This is a genomic window from Desulfomonile tiedjei, assembly GCA_016212925.1.
Taxonomy (GTDB): Bacteria; Desulfobacterota; Desulfomonilia; order Desulfomonilales; family Desulfomonilaceae; genus JACRDF01.
Genome location: JACRDF010000031.1, coordinates 147,012 through 167,783 on the forward strand (window position 1 = coordinate 147,012; position 20,772 = coordinate 167,783).

Annotated in this window: 17 protein-coding genes and 1 other RNA gene; 11 read left to right on the forward strand and 7 right to left on the reverse strand. The window is 54.7% G+C overall.

Going from position 1 to position 20,772, the window contains the following annotated elements; translation table 11 throughout:
• Positions 1 to 27 precede the first annotated feature (27 nt).
• From HY913_13540 to HY913_13550, 3 genes are all read left to right on the forward strand, one after another.
• Positions 28 to 759 (forward strand): Crp/Fnr family transcriptional regulator, encoded by a 732-nt coding sequence (locus HY913_13540; protein ID MBI4964295.1) that lies wholly within the window; start codon positions 28 to 30, stop codon positions 757 to 759.
• 68 nt (positions 760 to 827) lie between these two features.
• On the forward strand, positions 828 to 1,712 hold the full coding sequence (locus tag HY913_13545; GenBank protein MBI4964296.1) for a phosphate/phosphite/phosphonate ABC transporter substrate-binding protein: 885 nt from the start codon (positions 828 to 830) through the stop codon (positions 1,710 to 1,712).
• Between the two features lie 35 nt (positions 1,713 to 1,747).
• On the forward strand, positions 1,748 to 2,548 hold the full coding sequence (locus HY913_13550) for an energy-coupling factor transporter transmembrane protein EcfT (protein ID MBI4964297.1): 801 nt from the start codon (positions 1,748 to 1,750) through the stop codon (positions 2,546 to 2,548).
• Positions 2,549 to 2,864: 316 nt separating this feature from the next.
• Here the strand turns inward: HY913_13550 and HY913_13555 are convergent, their stop codons facing one another.
• A complete protein-coding gene (locus HY913_13555) occupies positions 2,865 to 3,356 on the reverse strand; it encodes a hypothetical protein (GenBank protein ID MBI4964298.1) in 492 nt (163 codons plus the stop codon).
• 283 nt (positions 3,357 to 3,639) lie between these two features.
• Here HY913_13555 and HY913_13560 point away from each other — a divergent pair, with 283 nt between their 5' ends.
• Entirely contained in the window at positions 3,640 to 3,939 is a 300-nt protein-coding gene (locus HY913_13560; protein MBI4964299.1) for a hypothetical protein, read from the forward strand.
• Between the two features lie 31 nt (positions 3,940 to 3,970).
• Here HY913_13560 and HY913_13565 read toward each other — a convergent pair whose 3' ends face one another.
• Entirely contained in the window at positions 3,971 to 5,860 is a 1,890-nt protein-coding gene (locus HY913_13565) for a cyclic nucleotide-binding/CBS domain-containing protein (protein MBI4964300.1), read from the reverse strand.
• A 1,191-nt stretch (positions 5,861 to 7,051) separates the two neighbouring features.
• Between HY913_13565 and acs the strand changes: the two genes are divergently transcribed.
• The 6 genes from acs to HY913_13595 all read left to right on the forward strand — a co-directional run bounded on the left by acs (position 7,052) and on the right by HY913_13595 (position 13,398).
• On the forward strand, positions 7,052 to 9,016 hold the full coding sequence (acs, locus tag HY913_13570; protein ID MBI4964301.1) for an acetate--CoA ligase: 1,965 nt from the start codon (positions 7,052 to 7,054) through the stop codon (positions 9,014 to 9,016).
• Between the two features lie 98 nt (positions 9,017 to 9,114).
• Positions 9,115 to 9,603, forward strand: coding sequence for a GNAT family N-acetyltransferase (locus tag HY913_13575; protein MBI4964302.1), 489 nt, complete (start codon positions 9,115 to 9,117; stop codon positions 9,601 to 9,603).
• Between the two features lie 7 nt (positions 9,604 to 9,610).
• Positions 9,611 to 10,651 carry a histone deacetylase gene (locus HY913_13580; GenBank protein ID MBI4964303.1) on the forward strand — a complete coding sequence of 347 codons (1,041 nt, stop codon included), beginning with the start codon at positions 9,611 to 9,613 and terminating at the stop codon, positions 10,649 to 10,651.
• Positions 10,652 to 10,690: 39 nt separating this feature from the next.
• Complete coding sequence (locus HY913_13585) at positions 10,691 to 12,412, forward strand: AMP-binding protein (protein MBI4964304.1); 1,722 nt, start codon at positions 10,691 to 10,693, stop codon at positions 12,410 to 12,412.
• 283 nt (positions 12,413 to 12,695) lie between these two features.
• Positions 12,696 to 13,010, forward strand: a complete 315-nt coding sequence (locus HY913_13590; GenBank protein MBI4964305.1) for a nucleotidyltransferase domain-containing protein — start codon at positions 12,696 to 12,698, stop codon at positions 13,008 to 13,010.
• Positions 12,997 to 13,398 (forward strand): HEPN domain-containing protein, encoded by a 402-nt coding sequence (locus tag HY913_13595; protein ID MBI4964306.1) that lies wholly within the window; start codon positions 12,997 to 12,999, stop codon positions 13,396 to 13,398. The genes HY913_13590 and HY913_13595 overlap by 14 nt, the downstream gene beginning before the upstream one ends.
• 200 nt (positions 13,399 to 13,598) lie before the next feature.
• Here the strand turns inward: HY913_13595 and HY913_13600 are convergent, their stop codons facing one another.
• Both HY913_13600 and rnpB read right to left on the reverse strand, forming a co-directional pair.
• Positions 13,599 to 15,221 (reverse strand): hypothetical protein, encoded by a 1,623-nt coding sequence (locus tag HY913_13600; GenBank protein MBI4964307.1) that lies wholly within the window; start codon positions 15,219 to 15,221, stop codon positions 13,599 to 13,601.
• Positions 15,222 to 15,237: 16 nt separating this feature from the next.
• Positions 15,238 to 15,601, reverse strand: an RNA gene (rnpB, locus tag HY913_13605) — RNase P RNA component class A.
• Positions 15,602 to 15,733: 132 nt separating this feature from the next.
• Here rnpB and HY913_13610 point away from each other — a divergent pair.
• Positions 15,734 to 17,251, forward strand: coding sequence for a redoxin domain-containing protein (locus HY913_13610; protein ID MBI4964308.1), 1,518 nt, complete (start codon positions 15,734 to 15,736; stop codon positions 17,249 to 17,251).
• Positions 17,252 to 17,573: 322 nt separating this feature from the next.
• On the opposite strand, the gene HY913_13615 is transcribed toward HY913_13610, so the two are convergent.
• From HY913_13615 to HY913_13625, 3 genes are all read right to left on the reverse strand, one after another.
• Positions 17,574 to 18,122, reverse strand: a complete 549-nt coding sequence (locus tag HY913_13615; GenBank protein MBI4964309.1) for a hypothetical protein — start codon at positions 18,120 to 18,122, stop codon at positions 17,574 to 17,576.
• 74 nt (positions 18,123 to 18,196) lie between these two features.
• Positions 18,197 to 19,186, reverse strand: coding sequence for a hypothetical protein (locus HY913_13620; protein ID MBI4964310.1), 990 nt, complete (start codon positions 19,184 to 19,186; stop codon positions 18,197 to 18,199).
• A 79-nt stretch (positions 19,187 to 19,265) separates the two neighbouring features.
• Positions 19,266 to 20,690 (reverse strand): hypothetical protein, encoded by a 1,425-nt coding sequence (locus tag HY913_13625; GenBank protein ID MBI4964311.1) that lies wholly within the window; start codon positions 20,688 to 20,690, stop codon positions 19,266 to 19,268.
• Positions 20,691 to 20,772: the final 82 nt, after the last annotated feature.

The window sequence follows — 20,772 nt, forward strand, 5'->3', positions numbered from 1 at the left end:
AGTTACTCTCCGTGTGAGGAATGTGTTATGCTATTGAAGAACATGTCACCCGAGGTAGAGTATCCAGGGATGAATTCCCATTGGCACCTGATGGAATCCGATTTCTTTGAGGATCTGTCTGACGCGAAAGAAGATTTTTTTTCTTTGGCAACGAGGCGGAGTTTTCATAGAGGCGAATGCATCTTTGCCGTTGGGGACCCGGGTGATTTTTGCTACTACCTGGTCGGCGGATCGGTGAAAATTTTTCGCCCGACGATTGAGGGCAAAGAACCTATTTTTTGGATTCGGAGACCCGGCGAGCTGTTCGGAATTGCTGAGATCGTAAACAGAAACGAGAGGTTTTGTAGTGCCCAAGCCCTGGGCCATTGCGCGGCGTATCAGGTTCACGCAAGGGATTTTGAAGGACTTTTGTTGCGACACGCGAGGGTAGCAACGAAGGTTATCTCTATGTTGGGCAGACGTATCAGGTACCTCTGCGGACAGATCGAAAACATCACCGTCTCAGATGTGCCTTCTAGGCTTGCCAAACTGCTCATTTGCCTGGGCTACAACCAATTGGTCTCCTTGAAGGGTCCTGACGGCCCAGTCAGGTTCCGGCTGGATCTGACTCAGGCAGAACTGGCTGCAATGATGGGATCTTGCCAACAAACCATCAGCGAAAGTCTCAAAAAACTGGAACAGCAGGGAATTATCGAAATCTCCGGAAAAGAGATCACCATTCTTCACCCTTCGGAGATTCTCGAACACACCTACCATTAGACCCGGGGATTCAGCTGTAAATTCCGGAAAATTCTCAGTTGGACAAAAAGTTACGAGGGGGCAAAAGGATGAAAAGGCGACTAGGTTTGGCCGTGGCGATTCTTTTGGTAGCGTCATTCGCGTCCATTGTCGAAGCGGACGTGAAATTCGGTGTGCTGGCTCAGCGATCAGCAGAGATTACTCTTAAGGAGTGGGAACCTCTGGCCAATTATTTGACCCACCAACTGGGCCAGAAGGTAACGATAGTCCCCCTTAAGTTTGAGGAAGTTCTTGATTTCTGCCGTGATGAACCCACCGGCTTCCTTTTTGCCAATTCGTGGTTTATCTTGAGAGCCAAAGTCTACAGAAAAGCCAAGATTCTTGCGACAGCGAGAATAAAGGGATCAGGGAGCCATTTCGGCGGAGTAATATTCGCTCGCAGCGACAGCGGAATCCGGTCCCTTCCTGACGTTCGTGACAAAGTACTCATGTGCATGAAGTTTGCCTCTCCTGGCGGCTGGCTTTTTCAAAAAGGAGTGCTGGTGAAGCATGAGATTACACCGGAAAAGGACTGTAAATTGCTTGTCGAAGGGCAAACCCACGATGAGGTAGTCTTGGCAGTGAAAGACGGAAGGGCAGACGTGGGGACTGTGAGGACGAACATACTCGAAACAATGGAGCGCGAAGGCAAAATCAAAAAGCAGGATTTCTTCATTCTCAATGAAACGAAACACCAGAATTTTCACGAGGTCTGCAGCACGCCACTTTATCCCGAGTGGACGGTGGCCTCTCTGAAGGATACGGCTCCTGAACTTGCCTCGAAGGTCAAGACAGCGTTGCTGTCACTTCCGCCCGGTCATCCCGCCTTAGAAGGTGCTCGCAACAAGTTGGAGGGATTTGAGGAACCCGTGGATCATGACCCTCTGGAGGAGTTGCTCAAATTCCTCAGAGTTGAACCCTTTAAGAAAGGGTGAAGGTAGAAGATCGTTAACTCGGAACCATGCGTCTCTTGATAGAAGATATATCCTTCGGCGGATACCTCCCCGGTGATTCGGTCCTGCACCGGCTTGACCCCAGGACAAAGCTCTTGGGAATGGCAGTTCTGTTGTTAGCTGCCTTTGCAAACTCCAATGCCTCCGGGATACTGCTAACCGCTGCGGCGGTGGTCGCGCTGGCCTGGCTCACTCGAACAGGATGGCGGGTATGGGCCTGGGGACTGTCCCGGTTTGCCTGGATGCTTGTAGTGGTCGCGGGGGCAAACCTATTTTTCAGATCCGGAGGTGAACTCATATATTTAGGTGAATGGGAATTGCCTTTCACTGTAGAGGGTGTTCAGACGGGTTTGAAATTCACGGTGCAGGTCTTGGAAGCAATCATGCTCTCCATGATTCTGACATTCACCACAACACCGAGACAACTGTCGCGCGCGGCCCAGCGTTTCGCGTCCCCTTTGACCCGTTTGAAGGTCCCTGTCGAGGACCTGGGCGTCGTGCTGTTATTGGCCATAAGGTTTATTCCGCTCCTGCAACAGGAACTGCGAACCATAATTGACGCGCAAAGGTCGCGTGGGGTGGAATTCCGCCGCGGCAACCTGTTGGTGCGATCCCATAATCTGGCCGCGGTGCTCGTCCCGGCCCTGGTGGCCACTCTCAGGCGCGCGGATACCCTTGCCTTGGCCATGACTGCCAGAGGGTTTGTGCCGGGACAACCTCGGTCCGAATACAGGCCGCTCAGATTTTCGGAGATGGATTACGCAGCGACGATCTGCCTAGCAGCTTTCCTGGCAGTCCGTATCTTCGTGTCTTCATGATCAACTTGTGAGGCGAGCAATTCGAAACCGTCTCAAAACCTACGATTTCACCGCGGGATAGGTAGGGGCGGTTCGTGAACCGCCCGAAATCGGGGCGCTTCTCGAAGCGCGCCTACATAAGAAATCCGCCGGTCACTATAATTCTGAGACACTTTCTGCCGGCTTGCCCAGCAGTGAGTTGTTCTGGAGGCACTGCTGGGCAAGCCGGCAGTGGCACCCAGAAGATTACTCTCTTTGTTCGGATGACAGGTGAGAAGACGTAACCTTTGAGAAGCGTTTCAAGCGACAAAGCCAGGATCAATCCGGGATCGGGAATTCACTTGCTACTTTCGGCCAGCGGCTCTTTGGTAGGACCTCGCTTGGCGTGGGCTTTGAGTGGTAGGACTTCCGCGTCTCTCATAATGAGCTTGTTCCCATCGATTCCCAACGCGACTCCGTCCCTTACGACCAGCTTATCCGGGGATAGGTTGAGATTGTAAGCACTGTTCAACTCTTTCACCACATTGTCCGTCCCGCGAACCTCCCGTATGGTCAGGTGAATCTCCACCAGAGAACCTCGGTCGTCGAAGCAGTAACAAGCGTGGCGAAAGAAGTCATTATCCCGCAAGGCCACACAGAAGCCCGCTTTGGTTTCCATAAGATCGTCTTCACAGGTCTTAGCCTTCAGAGCCTCAAAGACACTCGAGGCCTGCATCCCGAGTTCGATGCCTTCAGTATAGGGAAATGTCCCGGCCGAAGGCAGATAAGGGAGAATAACCACCGCGAGCCCAAAGGCCACCACGGCCAAAAGTGGCTTCCTAATTCTCAAGTATGCTCCTTTTTGCTGGGAATGCTGGTATGTTACACTAAAAGAAGCGATGTTGTCAAACCATATCTTTGCGTGGCGCTGCGATAATACGGTTTTTTGAATCACCGTATGCGAGGCAGAAATATATAATGTATTGCTTTAATTTATTCGTATAACGTTACATTACTATTGACAAAATATGTGATTATTGATATAACAACTCCCCAGATAAACGGCTGTTTCACTCCCTGCCGGAATATCGCAATTACCCGGCCGGAAACCAACGCCGGACAAAGGAGATTCAATGAACCACAAGCCAAAAGGAATTTGGTGCTTCATAATCGTGGCGGTTCTCGGGATACTGTTCGTTTGCAGCCCGTCTTTCGCGGATGAACTGGTCGTAAAGAAATGCTCGGAGCTGGTCAGAATGGCTCACAACTGCCAGGAAGATCTGAAGACCGTGGACACGGTACTGGGTTCAGCTATCGACGCGGGCACTATGGACAGAATCAGGAACTACAAGCTGAAAAAGAGCGTGGTAAAAAAACAACTCGATTCCGTGCTCAAGGCCATAGAAATCAAGGGCTGTGTAGCGTTACGATGATCCGGCGCGGGCCTTGGCTCCGGAAAGGGAGCTAGATCACGGAGGGGAATGCCTCTTTGATGAACCCGCGCAACCTGTTGATTACCGAGAACGCGTCTTTGAGCGTCTTGCGCTCAAGATCGGACAGATCACCCGGATCGATAAAACTGTCCGGGGCCTGTCCCGATTCCGCCATCCTTAGCTGATGCACCAGATTGAGCTGGGTCTGGAATTCATAGGCCTCGCGGATATCCGCGTACAAGTCCGCGGGGATATGACCTTGTTTGGCCAGCAGCTCCATTCTTGCGAACGTGTTGGTCTCTTGAATTCCGTGACACAATGCCATCAATCGCGCGAAGTTGACAATCGGCAGCAGTCCTCGATTCTTCAGATCCAGACGATTAGACCTTTCACCGTCCTTTTCCACAATGAAATTTCGAAAGAACGAGAGTGGGGGCAAGTCGAGCAGACAATCACCGGCAAGGTGAACCAGGAATGTGTGCTGATGCCGTGCCAGGGTCGCGAACTTCTCCCGGAGTCCGTCTGCTAGAGCACTGTGTCCGTGACCGCCCCGGAAATCGAAAAACACGCGGGCCCGACGTACTTCGTGAGGGTCAGGTGTGGAAACCCATTCCGAGAAATAGCTTTCCCAGGTTGAGTACGGCTTGCACCATCTGGGATTGGACGCCGCAGTTTCATTCTTGCAGGGAGGGTATCCGCACGCGATCAGATGATCCACGGCCTGTGGGACAAATGCCTCGAAATAGCTTTCAGCCTGCCTGCGTTCGTCGGGATCACGAGGATCTTGGTACACGAGGCTGTTGTCCTGGTCTGTCCGGAATGTCTGCTCTTTTCGTCCCTCGCTGCCTAGCATCAACCAACAGAACGGCACGGGCGGCGGCCCGAAATCAAGTCTAAGTAGTGAAAAAAGGCGATCCAGCAAGCTGTCGTTCAGAACCGTGATGATCCTGGTGATATTAGGGGCCTTCCCCCCTTCTTCGATAAGGCTTCTGACGAGAAAAGGGATCTTCCGGGACAATTCATGCAGGTCTTCGATTCTGGTTTGGGAAGCAATTTCCTTGAAGAGGTTCACGGGCGACGAACCTTGCGACAAAACTATATCGTGGGCCGTAACGACTCCCACGATCTCATCTTGGTGTTCGACGACCAGGTGCCCCACTTGCCGCTGCATGATTGCGAGCATGGCGTCGAAACACAGAGACCGGGCCGGGATGGTTTGGACAGGAGACGCCATGATATCTGCAACCGAACAACCGGGATCAAGCCCCTTGGCAACCACTTTGCTCCGAAGGTCCTTGTCCGTGACTATTCCGATCAGGCTCCCGGCGTCGTCTCGAACGAGCAAGGACCCGATTCTCTTCGCGGACATTCGTGCGGCCGCCTGCTGTACTGTGGCGGATGGCGCGATTGCCTCCACGGGGCCTTTGACAAGGTCCTGGACTCGTTTGTTAAAAAGGTACAGCCTTTCTTGATTCTTGGCCTTAACTCTGTCTTGTCGCAACTCGGAATAAGCAGCCAGCACAAAATCCTCCGAGAAGCTCGTGAGGTAGTAATGCGAAAGACGCGGATTGCTCTGCATCAGTTTTAGGAAGTCTCCTCTTGCCAGCAAGAAACAGAAGGTGTCTTCCACGGCCTCAACATTCAGGTCCGCTTTATGGCCTCTTATGAGGCTGGAAGCGCCAAACGCAGCTCCTTCGCCTCCAAAATCCACCAACACCTTCACCGTATCCGGTCTGGTCAAATATGCCTTGACGCCGCCCTTCTGAATCAGAAACAGATGCGTGACCTCGGTTACGCCTTGCTCGAAAATCAAGCTCCCCTTGGGAAAATAATCTATGACCCACCGGGTGGCGAGGCGTTCCAGGCTGGGGCTGTCCAAATCCTTGAACGGCAGAGTTTTGCCCAGGAATTGAAGGAGCATGTTGGAGGGAGCCGAATATGAGCTTTCAACCAAGAGCGCAGGACCTCCCTGAAGAGTTCAAAGCGCCGAGAAGAAGGAGTATATCCTCGCAAGTGGAGCGCGTCTTTGCAATCCCTATTAATCATTCACCGGCAGAAAAATCAAATACCAGGGTGATGAGCGTCCTGCGGGCTCCGGTCAGGTGAAGTTCAGTGCAGGCATTCGGGCTTTCGCGGGCCAGACTGTCCTCGTGGGGCAGGCTTTCCAGCCTGCCATCATGGGCCTTTTAGGATAGGCAGGCTGGAAAGCCTGCCCCACGACTCCCTGACCCCACCCGTCACTGGATGCTTGCCTGTCCGGTCTCGATCGTACTTGACATACAGACTCGTGGAGGTGTAATTACCATTCTGTTATCGCTTGACCAGGAAGACAGGCCCACTTGAACGGACCTCTTAGACTGCCGGGTGCGCGGAAGCAAATGAACCGCGCAGAGAGGTTCCTGAGTTCCATTTTTTTGCAGGCGGGCTTCTTCCGGTTTTTTGGTGGCGATCGTGGTTCATGAATCCCACGTGATCTCGGTCGCGCATCGTTGCAAGCTCCTCCAACCAGATGTCGGCTTCGACAGAACCCGAAAGAGAATCCAGAGGCGGAAAAGGCTTTTCCGCGTTTCTTCTGCTTTCTCCTTCGTTCCGCTGAAGAGATGGCTGATGGCTTTCAAGTCCTTCCTAGCCAAATCGCCACATCGCACGATACAGGGCCGTAGTTCTCAGGCTATCAATTCGGGAGATCATGGACCAGGGGCGTTCCTTGTCCCGCACCTCCCGGCCTTTGGGGAATCCCGGTTCGTTTCGGCTCGTTCTGCTCGGCAGAAAAAGTGCCAAATGCCAAGGTTACATCGCGCCGAGGAAATGCGGGGGAAACATCCTCGTGTTGGGAAACGTTCTTGGTTATTTAGTACGGTGACGGCAAAAAGCGTGAGAATCGGTTTTTGTCCTGTGGCCGGCTAGCTTCGGTCAAGACGTGCAATCGGATTGGCACGTCCCGTGACGGTGTGCATGCGTGACTCCGGGGCCTTGTTGGCAGCAAGACCGCTGGAGAGACGATTGTCCGAGTCAACGGGACAGAAGGGAGGAACAACTTGGCGGAACCGGGCTCATTGATGAGCCCATGAGGTCTGGAACTTGAACAGAAGGGAAAAGGAGGTTTGTGGCAATGGAGAATGCTCCAAAGTGGTATGACACCCATCTCGAAGAGTACCGGAAGATTGCATACATCAAGAGCATGGAAGAGTACCAAGAACTCTACCGCAGATCAATCGAGGATGTAGACAACTTCTGGGGGGAAATGGCCGATGAGTACATTTCCTGGTACAAGAAATGGGATTTCGTGCTCCGTTACGATTTTGAGGCGGCCAAAATCGAGTGGTTTGGCGGAGCCGAGCTGAATGTCACGTACAACTGCCTTGACAGGCACCTTCCAAAGCTGAAAAACCGCGTAGCCTACTACTGGGACGGCGACGACCCGGGAGAATCAAGGACCCTCACCTACCAGGAGCTTTACGAACAGGTAAACAAACTTGCAGCGGTGCTCAAAGCCCAGGGAATCCAAAAAGGGGACAGGGTCATCATTTACATGCCCATGATCCTGGAACTGCCCATCGCGATGTTGGCTTGCGCCAGAATAGGCGCCATCCACTGCGTCATCTTCGGGGGATTCAGCGCCGAATCCATTGCGGGTCGCGTGCAGGACTGCAACCCAAAGATGGTCATCACGGTTGACGGGGGCTACCGGGCAGGAAAGGTGCTTGCACTGAAAAAGAATGTGGATGAAGCCCTCACGCGGTTCCCTGAAGTTAATAAGATCATTGTCTTCAATCGCGCTAACCTTGGCCTCAAACTGAATCCGGAGAAAGAGTTTTGGTGGCATGAGCTGATGGCTGACCCATCTCTGCCCTCATACGTCGAACCCGAACGCATGAACGCAGAAGATCCCCTCTACATTCTGTATACCAGCGGGAGCACCGGCAAACCCAAGGGGGTGTTGCATACTCAAGCCGGTTACTTGCTTCACGTGGCCATGACCACCAAGCTGGTTTTCGACCTCAAGGACCATGAAACCTTCTGGTGCACAGCAGACATCGGCTGGGTTACAGGCCACAGTTACATAGTTTACGGGCCGCTCTGCCTCGGTTTCACCAGCGTCATGTTCGAGGGAGTCCCCAGCTATCCGGACTTTGGCCGATTCTGGGAGATCGTGGAAAAGCACCGTGTGGACAAGTTTTACACCGCTCCGACGGCTATCCGTGCCTTGGCTAAGGAAGGCGAGGATTACGTGAAAAAACACGACGTTTCCTCGTTGAAGCTGTTGGGGACCGTGGGCGAACCGATTAATCCGGAGGCCTGGAGATGGTATCATCACAATGTAGGCCGCGATTGGTGTCCGATCGTCGATACATGGTGGCAGACGGAAACCGGTGGGCAGCTGATGACCCCATTGCCTGGGGTGGCTCCAATCAAGCCCGGTTCATGTTCGTTTCCGTTCTTTGGAGTTGACCCGGTGATCCTCGATCCTGATACGGGTGAAGAGGTGAAGTACCCCAGCCAGGAGGGGGCCCTCTTCCTCAAACGACCGTGGCCCGGAATGATGAGAACCGTGTACGGAGATCACGAACGATTCAGAGAAACTTATTTCTCCCGCATGCCCGGCATGTATTTCACAGGGGATGGAGCGAAGAAGGACGAAGACGGGTACTATTGGATCATCGGCCGCATCGACGACGTCATTAATGTTTCCGGGCATCGTATGGGAACAGCGGAGGTGGAATCCGCTTTGGTTCTCCATCCTCAGGTCGCGGAGGCTGCGGTGGTCGGATTCCCACATCCGATAAAAGGACAGGGGATCTACGCTTTCGTAACCGTTAACACCGGCGCCACGAAATCCGATGAACTGAAAAAAGAGCTGGTGCAATTAGTTCGAACTCAAATAGGTCCGATTGCGACACCGGATGCAATTCAATGGGCGGATGGCCTGCCTAAAACCCGTAGCGGCAAGATCATGAGGCGCATTCTGAAGAAGATAGCCGCGGGTCAGGTAAATGATCTTGGCGACACGACGACTCTTGCGGATCCGACAGTGGTCGAGAACTTGGTGAACGAACGCATTGGTACCAACGCATAAATAGGTCGTTAGAGGGTCAGCACCTGACTGTGTCACGATTTGCCGATTCCAATGGGAAAAGGCCGGTGCTGACCTTTCATTTGGGGCCCTGAGTTATCATGCCGGATAGAAATGGCATAAAACGCGTGGACAAGCGGGGTGAAGAATTTGAAATCACAAACAGCGGTTTCGAAGAGCGGTGGGCCCTTGTGGAAATGTATGACCGCTTCACCCCCAAGGCCATTACTCAGGGCCTCCCACCCGCAAATACCGATGCCCGCTATCAATGGATAAACAGTCTTTTGGAGAACGGAGAGAATTTCCTAGCCTGGCATCAGGGGAAACTGGTCGGCCACGCTTCCATAATTGTTGACACGGCCAAGAGAGACGGGGAATACCTCATCTTTATGGACCAATCCTGCCGAAATCGTGGAATGGGAACAGAGCTTACCCGTGCGGCAATCGAAAAGGCCCGTGATATGGGGCTCAACAGAGTTTGGCTTACCGTTGAGGCCCTAAACTTTAGAGCGATAAAATTGTACAGGAAGATGGGGTTCGTTTTTTGTGATTCGGGAGAGCGCGAGCGCACAATGATTCTGCAATTGTGAGCGAGACATGGCACTGAAGGTTTGTGTTGTCCGGGACGACCGTTTTTTGCTTCATCAAACGGGCCTCGATCATCCTGAGCGTCCCGGCCGATTGAAGAGCATTTACCGGATGCTGGACAAGGAATTCCCGGAAGGGCTCCTAAGCATTGATCCGGAACCGGCTACTTTGGAACACTTGGAACTGGTCCATACTCCCGCCTATATCAAGCGAGTCCTGAGGACCTCGGAACGGGAATTCACAAACCTCGCTCCGGACACCCCGGCCGGCCCGCAGTCCTATTTGGCCGCATGGCTGGCCGTGGGTGGATGCATCAAGGGACTCCAGGCTCTTATCTCCGGGCGGTGTGACGCTTGCTTTGCTCTGGTGAGACCTCCCGGGCATCATGCGCTACCTGACCGGCCCGGCGGCTTTTGTATTTTCAACAATCTCGGAATCGCGGCGAAATATGCGATCGAGCGCCACGGGTTCCGCCGAATTCTCATCGTTGACTGGGACATGCACCACGGTCACGGTCTACAGGAGCTTTTTTGGGAGACGCAGAAAGTACTGTATGTTTCCTCTCACAATATCGGCTGGTATCCTCATTCCGGGGACTGGGACCACGTCGGGGCCGGAGAAGGGCTCGGTTACACGATTAACATTCCTGTGCCAAAAGAAATTGCCGACGTTGATTTGCTCTACCTGTATTGGAAGGTCCTTGGCCCCGTGATCAGGAAGTACAAGCCCGAATTGATTTTCGTGGCCGCGGGTTTCGACGGACACGAACGGGACCCGATCGGCAGGACGCGGCTCACGGAGAAGGCATTCCGGTGGTTAACCGAACTGTTGATAGATCTGAGAGACGCGGTACGGCCGCCTCCGTTGCTCTTCACTCTCGAAGGCGGCTTTGACGTGGCAGCGCTGACAAATTGCGTGAGAGAAGTGCTCGACGTCCTGACCGACAAAGGACGTAGAGAGCGTGTCCCGATTACCCTGTCCCCGCGGGCAATGGAGATTTTTGAAAAGCTGGAAGCTGTTCATAAGCCTTTTCACGTTTGGACCGATTGATCGGCAGTTTCCGCTTAGACTCCGTCTGAGGAAAAACACATGATCAAGGCCAGAATACCCCCGGAGACCTCGGACGAGGATGTCAAATCATTGGACAAGATGTACCGGGAATTCACATGGGCCGACATGGAACAGGAGTTTACCTGGCAGCAGACTGGAGAACTCAACATTGCCCATGAAGCCGTAGATCGGTGGGCAAAGAATAGAGACAGACGCGACCGAAAGGCCCTGGTTTTTGAAAAGGCCGGAACGGTGCGGGAGTTCAGCTATCTCGACTTACGGGACAGTTCTTGCCAGTGGGCCAATTTACTGATCGAATGCGGGTTCGCGGAGGGCGACCGCCTATTCATATTCCTGCCCAACTGTCCCGAAATCTATTTCGTGATGATTGCTTGCGCACGTATCGGGGTTATTTTCTGCCCACTGTATCCGACTCTGAGGTACGACGAGATCGAGGTGCGGCTTCAAAATTCGAAGCCCAAAGGAATAGTCACGCACCCGGACCTGCTCGAAAAGCTTCCTGCATACGCCCTGGGCGGGGTGGAGCATGTTTTGCTTACGGAAGGGCCTGCCACAGGGACGCTTCCGGGCAAAATCATAGTGCCGGAACGCCTCGAACAATTGCCGAAAAGAAGTATCATACGATGGGTTCGCGGGACCACGCCGCTCTATCTGATCTATACATCGGGCTCGACAGGGCCGCCCAAAGGCGTGGTCCACGCGCATCAGGACATGTTGGGACAGTTGATGACTGCAAGGTATGTCCTCGGCGTCACTGAAGCCTCCCGCGTCTGGACCGACGGCAATCCCGGGTGGATAGCAGCAGCGGTTTACGGGTCTTTTGCGCCGTGGTTGTGCGGAGCAACCGTGGTGATTCAGGGCGACCCGTCATCGGCTTCGACCTTGTACAGGACCTTGGAAAAGCATCGGGTCACTATATGGTTCACTACGCCGCGAACCGTCACCAGGTTGATGGAGGCCGGGGAAGACCTGCCTGGCAGGTACGATCTATCAAGCCTGCTCCACATAGCCACTGCCGGCGAAACGCTCAGCCCGGACCAGTTCTACTGGGCAAGGAAGGTCTTAAACCGCTCCCCGCACGACACCTGGTGGATGACTGAAACAGGCATGATTTGCATAGCTAATTTCTCCGCAACGAGCATAAAACCCGGCAGCATGGGACGGGCTGTTCCGGGCGTGGAAGTCGCGGTTCTGGACGAAAAGGGCGAACCGCTTCCTCCGCTTGCCATGGGGGAATTGGCTCTGAAGCCGGGATGGCCTTCCATGCTGACCGGCATCTGGCAGGACCCGCCGCGTTATCAAGCCTATTTCCGTCACCGAGGCTGGTTCCTTACAGGAGACATGGTTACGAGAGACGATGACGGGTACTTTTACCATGAAGGCCGAAACGACGACCTCATAAGGGTCGGCGAAACCCTCATCGGACCTTATGAAATCGAGCAGGTGCTCATGATGCACCCGGCTGTCGAAGAAGCCGCGGCAATTTCGCTCGGCTCAGCCTCTGCCAAAACATGCGTAAAGGCGTTCGTATCCATAAGACAGGACTTCCCCTCGTCAGCGAGGCTCAACCATGAGATCAAGACGTTCGTGAAGGCCAATTTCTCCCCGGAGTTGCCCTTGACTGAGGTAGTGTTTCTCGACGAACTCCCGAAGACTCATTCCGGAAAGCTGCTCCGACGAGTGCTCCGCGCCCGCGAACTTGGCCTCCCCAGCGGCGATACATCGAAGCTGAAGGAATGAATGAAATATTGATTGATTGCCGGTATAAATTTTAAAGGATGCGCGATTGGGGCTGGTAGGCGGCACCGAAGACGGCGGGCACGGCCCGCCCTACGTGTGTGATAGGCTTATGCTGTAGGGCGGACCGTGTCCGCCGTCCTAGCCTGGCTGGATGTGGTGAGCGAAGCGAACCGCGTCGCTCGTGCACAAATAGCCGGGCAACGGAATGATGCGGTTCCCGTTGGTTACTCAATCCTACGCGCTTGGAAACGAATTTGCATCAAATGTGATAGGTTGGGTTGTCATGGAGAGAAAAGAACTCGAAGCCATTGCACAAAAAATCGCTGAAAGATTCCAGCCCGTGAGGATTGTGGTCTTTGGAAGCCACGCGAGGGGAGAAGCCGGCGAGGACAGCGATCTTGATCTTTTTGTGGAAATGGAAAGCGATCAGCGCCCACCGGAGAGGGCGATCGAGGTAAGCGCCATTTTCGGCCTTCGTCAATGGCCTCTGGATGTGGTCGTCTATACGCCGGAAGAGGTGGAGCGTCTGAGGAAGGTCCGAGGTACCCTTTTGTCCATTATTGAGGCCGAAGGGGAGGTGCTTTATGAGCGCCCCTGAGACCAACTATTCGGCGTGGCTCGTAAAGGCAGAAAACGATTTCCTTAACATGGAAAACAACCTGCAAGCGGCTCAGGTGCCCTGGGACACAGTCTGTTTCCACGCCCAGCGGGCAGCTGAGAAGCTCCTCAAAGGGTTTTTGGTTCATCAGGGACAAGCGCCGACACGAACACACGACCTGGTCGCCTTGCTTGCGAGATCTGTTCAGTTCGAAAGTGGTTTAAATGTAATGGAGGAAGATTGTCGCAGGCTTTCTGCTTATGCAGTAGGGTCGCGATACCCGGACGATCTGTTCGAGCCGACCAAAGAAGATGCTTTGGCTATGCTTGAAGCAGCGCGGAGAGTCCGTGAACAAGTCTTGAAGCGCCTGCCCGGTTGTCCGCGGTAGGATGCGGTGAGCGAAGCGAACGGCATCGATCGAGCACAAATAGCCGGGCAACGCGACCGATGCGGTTCCCGTTGGTCACCGCATCCTACGGGCTCATGCCATCGTTCCATGGCTCTCTCCAGCATTCAGGGGACACCGTTAATTTAGGGGACGCAATGCCAATTTGTTTCGGTAACTGAGTTCCTCGTCCGGTTTCAGCGCTATTTCTTACCAGCCCGGAGGACGGGCTGGCCTTTTTTCACCTGGACTTCCAAGACCTTGGCTTCGCCGGAGCTTATCTTGACGTTGGGGATTGTTCTCTTGGATGCTGCCAATCCGGCAACTTGAGGAAGGGTGATGGTGTAGGAACCCGGAGGAAGCGTGATTTCCTCCTCGAGGGCGGTGTTGAAAACGGCCTTGTCGCCTTTGATTTCAATTCGTTCAAAAACTTTTGTTTTGAGAGTCTTGCCGTATCGGGCAAGCGTCTGATCGAGATCGGCAGGCTTTTCAACCTTTAGGAACAAACCGCGGCCTTTCTTGGCCAAAGCTGAATACGTTCCTTCTCTCTTCTTGGCCATTGCAAAAGCAATAACGTCCAGTATGGTCTGGCCCTGCCCTGCCCGCTGATCCAACGCGTGCAAGACCTCTTTCACAGTGCATTTCCCGGAACCGCTCGTCAGGAGCAATACGCGGGGGGCCAAGTCCTTGAGTCCTGTGAGGTCCTTTTTCATTGCATAGGCAGCGGCCGCGCAAACATTGGTCTGTCCACCAGGGTTAATGTTTTCAAGCTTCTCCTTGAGTCCTTTGAATGGGTGGTCGGCCCAGTCATACAGCATATGGCTCATGCACGGAGCAGCGTCCGCTTTCTTGGTCCCCTCGGCTTTGGTGCAAAGAAAATCCCTGACCGCCAATCTCGAACCTGGAGTGACAGCCTCGGGCAGCCTGCTCACCAGAGCGGAGGCAGCTCCCATCTTATTAGGCTCCCATGACTTGGACTTTTTGCCCATTGCCGCGGAATCGTCGAGGATGACCATCAGCCCCCATTTGGCCAAGGTGCCGGAATAGTTCTGAACTTTTACCACCAGAGAGCCCGGCAATTGGAATTGTTCAGACTTGGCCTGGTCCGCTGGCTCAGGCGGCTTGGTTTGCGCGGCGGTCTGAGGCGCCGGTTCTTTCTGCTTGGCCGCACCGTCTTCAACCTTTGCCTGCTCACCGGCCTGAGGCCCGGAAGGAGCTACAGCGGTCGCTTCACCGCCTTTGGGTTCCTTATCGGGTTCAGCCTTGGCCTCTTGAGTTTTGGTTTCACCGCGCCTTTTCTTCCGGCCCGGCTTTTCTTGCGGTGCTGGTTCGCCCGGCCCTCGGCTCACTATGACTGGTGTCTCGACCGCCTTGGCGCCTGACGTTCCCGGTCCAGGAGCGGGTACAACTGCCGACTCGGCCCCGAGCGGGGGGGCAAGTGAGGCCGGCGAACCGGGCGGGCACGACTTGGGCTTCTTGTCCGGGTCGGATGCCGCAGATTTATCGAAAGCGGGGAACAGGACCTTCGAGGGATCAACAGGGCTTCGGCCAAGATCGGCCAAAAGTTGTGCAGATGAGATTGAATTATCGGGAGACAATCTGTTCAAAGCCGGGGTCAGTTCGGCGGCAGACCCTAAAGGACCTTGAGTGCCCACGAATCGGTGGAGCAACCCCGACTGATAAACTGCAAAAAAGGCCGCGGCCAGCACAACTATTGACACCAGGATTTTGACCGTCGAAGAACGACTTGCCGGCGGTGGGGGGGGAGAGGCGGCTTTCTTCTGGTCTTCCGGCTGTTGCTGGCTGTTCTGGCTTTGATCAGGCATCTTTTCCCCCTTGGGGAGTCTGGGGCGGGCAGTAAGCCGAATCCTGTTTCCGGAAAAACCGGACGGCGATCATTCCTCTAGGACGACGGTTACCCGCCGTCTCGAGCGACCTACCCGGAAGCTTCGGACGGGCCGTCCTCCAACGCTTCCCTATTTGGTCTTGCTCCTGATGGGGTTTACCTGGCTTCTCGTGTTACCACGGGAACCGGTGAGCTCTTACCTCACCCTTTCACCCTTACCTCCGGTTGCCCGAAGGCGGTCTACTTTCTGTGGCACTTTCCTTGGGGTTACCCCCACCGGGTGTTACCCGGCATCCTGCCCTGCGGAGTTCGGACTTTCCTCCCGCGCTCTTTCGCGCCGGCGATCGCCTTGCCGCCCCAGACAATGCGCCTTATATGATAATCAAATCAAAAAAGCAAGCAATCAGAGCTTCTCCAGAAAAGCCTTGAAATACGCGACATTGTGTTATAGCATTAAACGTGTTTTTAAGTTCTTGCTAAAGGAACCGATCTATGAGCAAGTATAGAGCTGCCGTCGGCTTCCTTCTTTGTGCAGCATCCCTCCTTTCAGCCTCTCAGGTTTCGGCCGCGTTGCCGGATTTACTAAGGGAACGCAATTTCACCGTCTATCCGGCGCCCTGCCCTGCCAACGATATGGTCCTCCAGAATGTGAAGGGAGGAATGATCAACCTCTCGGGTCTTCGCGGCAAAATCGTCATCCTTAATTTTTGGAAAATCGACTGCCCGCCATGTTCCGCGGAAAAAGCCATTTTGGAAAGAATTCATCGCAAGTATGCGGCGCGGGGTTTGGAAATCATAGCCGTAAATCTCTTCGACACTGGAGACAGGCTGAAGTCGTACTGCCAGAGCGGCCATTTCGGCTTTACCTTCGCTTTCGATCCAGAGAACCGCTTTACCGTGCGGAAGCAAAACCTGCCGTCAGGTGTGCCGACAAGCTTTGTGGTCAATTCGAAATCCGAGGCCATTTACGAAATTCCGGGAGTCCCGACCACGTACGTGATCAACAGAAAGGGCGAGGTCGTAGGCAACTCCGTTGGAATGGTGAATTGGGAAGAGCCGCCTTTTGCAGAATTTTTGGAGTCCCTGCTTGGGCCCGCGGCCCAAACCGTAGCCCAGAATACCCGAGATTTTTCCAGGTCTGCTGGACAGGGTGGACAGCCACTGCAGATGAATCAGGGCTCGCCTCCTCCTACCAGCACGCTGTTGGCTCCGGGGCAAGGATATGCGCCGGTCGTTCAAGGGCCGTCGGCCGGCCAAACATTTTCGCCTCTGCCCTTTCAACCGCAAGGGACGCCGCCGGGAATGGGACAACCGGTGCCCGCGCCACCGATTGCACCGCCGGCTTCGGGGCTCGTCCCAAGCCAGCCCGGAGAAAGACCGCAGACCGCAAAACCTGGGCCGGCAGGCCCAGCCGGCAAGAAGGCACAGGCTACCAAACCCGGAAAGGCCGCGACACCTCAAGCTAAGACTGGCTCAACCAAGGCCGTTTCCGCATCTCCAATGGGCCCAGGGCTGAAAACCCCCGGTCCTGGAGCGACGGGCCAGATGCCTGTGGGCGGCATGGCGCCGGTCCCTCCGCCCGCGCCGCTTGGCGCGGCCACTCCTACACCCCAGGGTGGCGCTTACCTTCCGCCTCTTCCTCCCGCCCTACCTTACATCCCGGGTCGCTCTCAGGCATCGAGCCCGCCTGTGACCCCGGACGACCAGGGAAACGTGATGGCCAGAATACCTGGATACGATCAAGGTGGGTATGGCGGCGGCGGTGCTCCGCCTGCAGGCATGGGAAGCGCATTGCCTCCTGCGCAACCGGTCACTGGGCGCAACCCCATTGGCGGATTCATTCTCGAATCCTTCGGCACAGGCCGTCCGCCAGCCACCCAACAACCGGGAGTGCAACCCGCTGCGCCGGAAGCCCCTCCTTCCTCTATCTTCGGTCAGTTGAACCAGGACATTCAAGCGCTGGGAGGAGGGATAAGAGATACCTTTTACAGGGTGCTTCCGGGAAGATAATCCAGCGGCTTTGAAACAGGTCGGCCGGAAATTGGCCCTCATATCTATTCCCAGTTTTTTTGTCCGAATCACGTGCGGGCTATTGTGAGGAGCCCTCGACTTCCACCATCTCCGCTTTCAAGATTTGTATTGCGGCGGGCATGGCCCGCCCTACAGGAGGCGTGTCATCCAATCGTAGGGCGGGCTGCGCTCGCCGAGTGTATGAGTCAGCGATAGGCTTGACTTCGCCACCCTGTCGGACAAAGATTTTGACAACTGCTATAATGGGTCGCGGGTCGTTAGACAGGCCGGCCTATGATGGTCAAACGATAATTTGCGGGCGTTAGATAGGTTCCACCTTTGTCAGCGGGTCCAAACGTACGAGAACAGTTTGATTGAACATCCTGACCGACAGAGCGAGTTGTCTTTCGAGGCGTCGCTTGACCACAACTCCTTCGGTCCCTTCCAGAGGGCCGGACAGAATTAGGACCCTCCTACCCGGTGTCAATCCGGGCTGGACCAAAAGGTCCTCCCCCGTTTCGATGGCTCGCGCAATTGCATTGAGTTCTTCGACAAAGCTTTCCTGATCGTCTACTTTTATTATCCGCACGAATTTCTTGGTGTCGTAGAGCAGGTTGTGCTTTTCCTTGTCCAGTGCGAAGCAAAGATAGCCACTGAATAGCGGGACCTCAGTTGTTCTTATTCTCTTGAAATAGCCGACTCTGGTCTTCTTGGTATAAAGCGGCAGGTAGTAGCTGATCTTCCGGTTGAAGAGGTATGTGGCGACCTGTTTCTCGCAATTCGGTTTCACATGCAGCACCCACCAGTCGCCGATGTCCTCCTCCAAGGGCCTGTCTTCAGGAAACCGCGCGGGGACGATTTGCTTCTCCATAACAGTCGCTTACCTCCGTCTCCCCAAAAAGCGCCGGACTCGCATTTCATTTGAAGAACCGCGCGTCGGCCGTCTCAAAGCGGCACTTTCCCCTTGTTGGTCAATCGGACTTCCGGCAGTGGGCGAACTTCACGCACTATCCGGTCAATGCTCTCTGAAATACCGCTAAGTTCCGCCTCAAGGATAGAAGCACTCTTGATCACCGGGCCGTCCAGTCCGCGAAACCATTCTGCCGTGCGGCCGGCAAGTTCGTTGAGTCGAGCAATCTCTTCTCGCAACGGCCCCTTGTTTTCTTCCTGCTCGGCTAGAACCCGGCGGCTTAGCTCTACACCCGAACTGAGCGCGTCGCTCAGGCGCTGGTAAAGATCGCCTCTATCGAAACCTGCGGCAACGGACGCCAATGACTCGGACCTCAGGCGCCTCTGCAAACGGAAGACCGTCTGAACGAGGGTCCTCAGGGCCTCTGAATCTTGTGGACTCAATTGTGATATCACGCGGGAGTATTCCTCGGCTATGCGAACCCAGTGTTCAGATTGGCCGCCAAGCCTGACGCCGGACACCAATGGCTCCACACCGCGGTCCTTTAAGAGTCCTACCGCAGCTGGAGCGCCGACAGCGAGGATGACCATGAGAAGAGCAAACCATCCACCAAAGAGTGCAGCCAGTGCGAGGCTTACCGCAGACACTGCCAGTCCGGGGTTCCAGATCCACCTGAGCCAGGCCGGCTTTTCTTTAAGGGACTTGACTCGTCCCCGCACCTTAATGGCTTCCAGGGCCTGGAGGATGCGGTCAGCCGATGCCTCGTCTATTCCTACTATCAAAGTGGCTCGTCCTGATTTGAGCCTTTCCGCCGCGCGAATAGCGTCCAGTTGCGGGAACCACGCTTTCAGCAAGCTTACCGCTTCGCTGCGGAATCTCTCGGCCGGCACATCGTCAATCTCTATGGCCAGGTCGCCCTCTGACAGCACCGCGGGAGAAAGCTTTCCGCAATCCGTGCAAAACGGTGCGCCTTCACGAAACTCGGCGTCGCAGGCCGCGCAGTTATTATTGGGTGCGGTTTTCATGTTCCTCCGAGAGCGACGATGCCGCAAGGACCGATCAGAGCCTTCAAAGACTACGGGCAAGCCCTGGTTTGGCTTGTTCCTATTGAAGCACGTCCTTTCTTATGGCCAATTCCATCTGGGTCGCGCTCCTCCACCGTTGTCCCGGCTCCTTTTCGAGGCACTTCAGGATCATCTCGTCGAGCCATCTGGGGATAGTATATCTGTGAACCCGAGGAGGAACGGGGAACTTCCGGAGGTGCTCGAACCGGTACTCTTCAAGGTTGGAGCCTAAAAAAGGATCCCGGCCAGTCGTAAGCCTGTAAAGCAAGACCCCCAGGGCGTAAATATCCACAAGAAAAGCATTGACGAATTTGCTTTCAATGACAAAGCACTCTGGCGCAAGGGCCGAAAGGTCCACCCCGGGTTCGTCCGAGAGATGCTTTTTGAGGCCCCGGACTTCCACCAGCGAACGCCAAACCGCGCAATCTTCCAGTTTTGCCACTTGTTTGTCTTCGTCGAACAGAAACTTGGAAAGCCTCAAGTGAAGATGGGACAGTCTCTGGACCTTCCCGTCGATTCCACGGTGCATATGGGAATATCCCAACGCATTCAGGACCTGAGGAAGTATCCCCATCATCATTTCCAGTGACAGCCCCTCCTCGTGCTGACGAAGGACATTGTCCAGCGTCGTCGGCAAAAATTCATACACCAGGGCTTTGTCGGCTCCTACTGTGCCTGTTGCCACGGCTCTCAGGATGTTGGGATCGACCATCCCCGTCTGATAATCGGCCAACTTGTAAAAGAATTCTTCAGCATCGGTCTCCGACAGGATTACGGGATCGAAAATCTTTACCAGTAGCGGGCTGCCCTGTTTCGACTGTGGCTTGGCCTTGAAAAGGGCCGAAAAGCTATCAGCAGACACAACCTCTGCCAGCGCGTATGCGTCCGCCAACAGGACGTCGCCTGCCCCCTCCAGCAGTGACAGACCCTGAAGAGGCATTCCGATCTTAGCCTTCAAGAACTCCGGAACAAGCGGAGGCTCCCTCGAAGGAAGCGCGACCGCCTCTTGCGGCGCCTTCCTCGTGACCCGAGCCTTCATTGCCGGCCGCGGGGCTTGAGTTGCCTCGACAACGCCCCCTTCTTGCCCGACGGAAGAGTCGGCCGCGTATTTCTCCTCTATTGCCTTCTCGATTGCCCTTTCTCCCGAAAGTTCGGCCTCCTGATGTTCAGCGATATCGGTTCCGCACGCGGGACACGTCGAAAACGGGATGGGCTGTACGTGGCTACAAACGGGACAGTGATGGAGGGATTTCAGGAAATCCTTTTCGCGGATCGCCTTCAACTCGTCTATTTTTCGATTTCGGTCGAAGTAATCCTCCTTTGAAATATGCCCTCCCTTAATCAGCTTCTTGACAATTGCAAGCAGTTCCTGAGCGCTGATCTTGTACTTGGCAAGCAGGTCCCGATCGCTGACGCCCTTTCGGTAGTCAACCGCAAATTTCTGCACGTCCAGCTTTACACCCATCAGATCACCTGATTGGCTGTCCGGTTTTCCGGTATGTTCATGGGGTACATCTGTGGTCTCCCATTACCAGGCCGGTTCCCAC

Bases quoted from the DNA above. Each gene is read 5' to 3' on its own strand.
- HY913_13540 (MBI4964295.1), top strand. From the start codon at position 28: ATGCTATTGAAGAACATGTCACCCGAGGTAGAGTATCCAGGGATGAAT.
- HY913_13545 (MBI4964296.1), top strand. From the start codon at position 828: ATGAAAAGGCGACTAGGTTTGGCCGTGGCGATTCTTTTGGTAGCGTCA.
- HY913_13560 (MBI4964299.1), top strand. From the start codon at position 3,640: ATGAACCACAAGCCAAAAGGAATTTGGTGCTTCATAATCGTGGCGGTT.
- HY913_13565 (MBI4964300.1), bottom strand. From the start codon at position 5,860: ATGCTCCTTCAATTCCTGGGCAAAACTCTGCCGTTCAAGGATTTGGAC.
- acs (MBI4964301.1), top strand. From the start codon at position 7,052: ATGGAGAATGCTCCAAAGTGGTATGACACCCATCTCGAAGAGTACCGG.
- HY913_13575 (MBI4964302.1), top strand. From the start codon at position 9,115: ATGCCGGATAGAAATGGCATAAAACGCGTGGACAAGCGGGGTGAAGAA.
- HY913_13580 (MBI4964303.1), top strand. From the start codon at position 9,611: ATGGCACTGAAGGTTTGTGTTGTCCGGGACGACCGTTTTTTGCTTCAT.
- HY913_13585 (MBI4964304.1), top strand. From the start codon at position 10,691: ATGATCAAGGCCAGAATACCCCCGGAGACCTCGGACGAGGATGTCAAA.
- HY913_13590 (MBI4964305.1), top strand. From the start codon at position 12,696: ATGGAGAGAAAAGAACTCGAAGCCATTGCACAAAAAATCGCTGAAAGA.
- HY913_13595 (MBI4964306.1), top strand. From the start codon at position 12,997: ATGAGCGCCCCTGAGACCAACTATTCGGCGTGGCTCGTAAAGGCAGAA.
- HY913_13600 (MBI4964307.1), bottom strand. From the start codon at position 15,221: ATGCCTGATCAAAGCCAGAACAGCCAGCAACAGCCGGAAGACCAGAAG.
- HY913_13610 (MBI4964308.1), top strand. From the start codon at position 15,734: ATGAGCAAGTATAGAGCTGCCGTCGGCTTCCTTCTTTGTGCAGCATCC.
- HY913_13615 (MBI4964309.1), bottom strand. From the start codon at position 18,122: ATGGAGAAGCAAATCGTCCCCGCGCGGTTTCCTGAAGACAGGCCCTTG.
- HY913_13620 (MBI4964310.1), bottom strand. From the start codon at position 19,186: ATGAAAACCGCACCCAATAATAACTGCGCGGCCTGCGACGCCGAGTTT.
- HY913_13625 (MBI4964311.1), bottom strand. From the start codon at position 20,690: ATGGGTGTAAAGCTGGACGTGCAGAAATTTGCGGTTGACTACCGAAAG.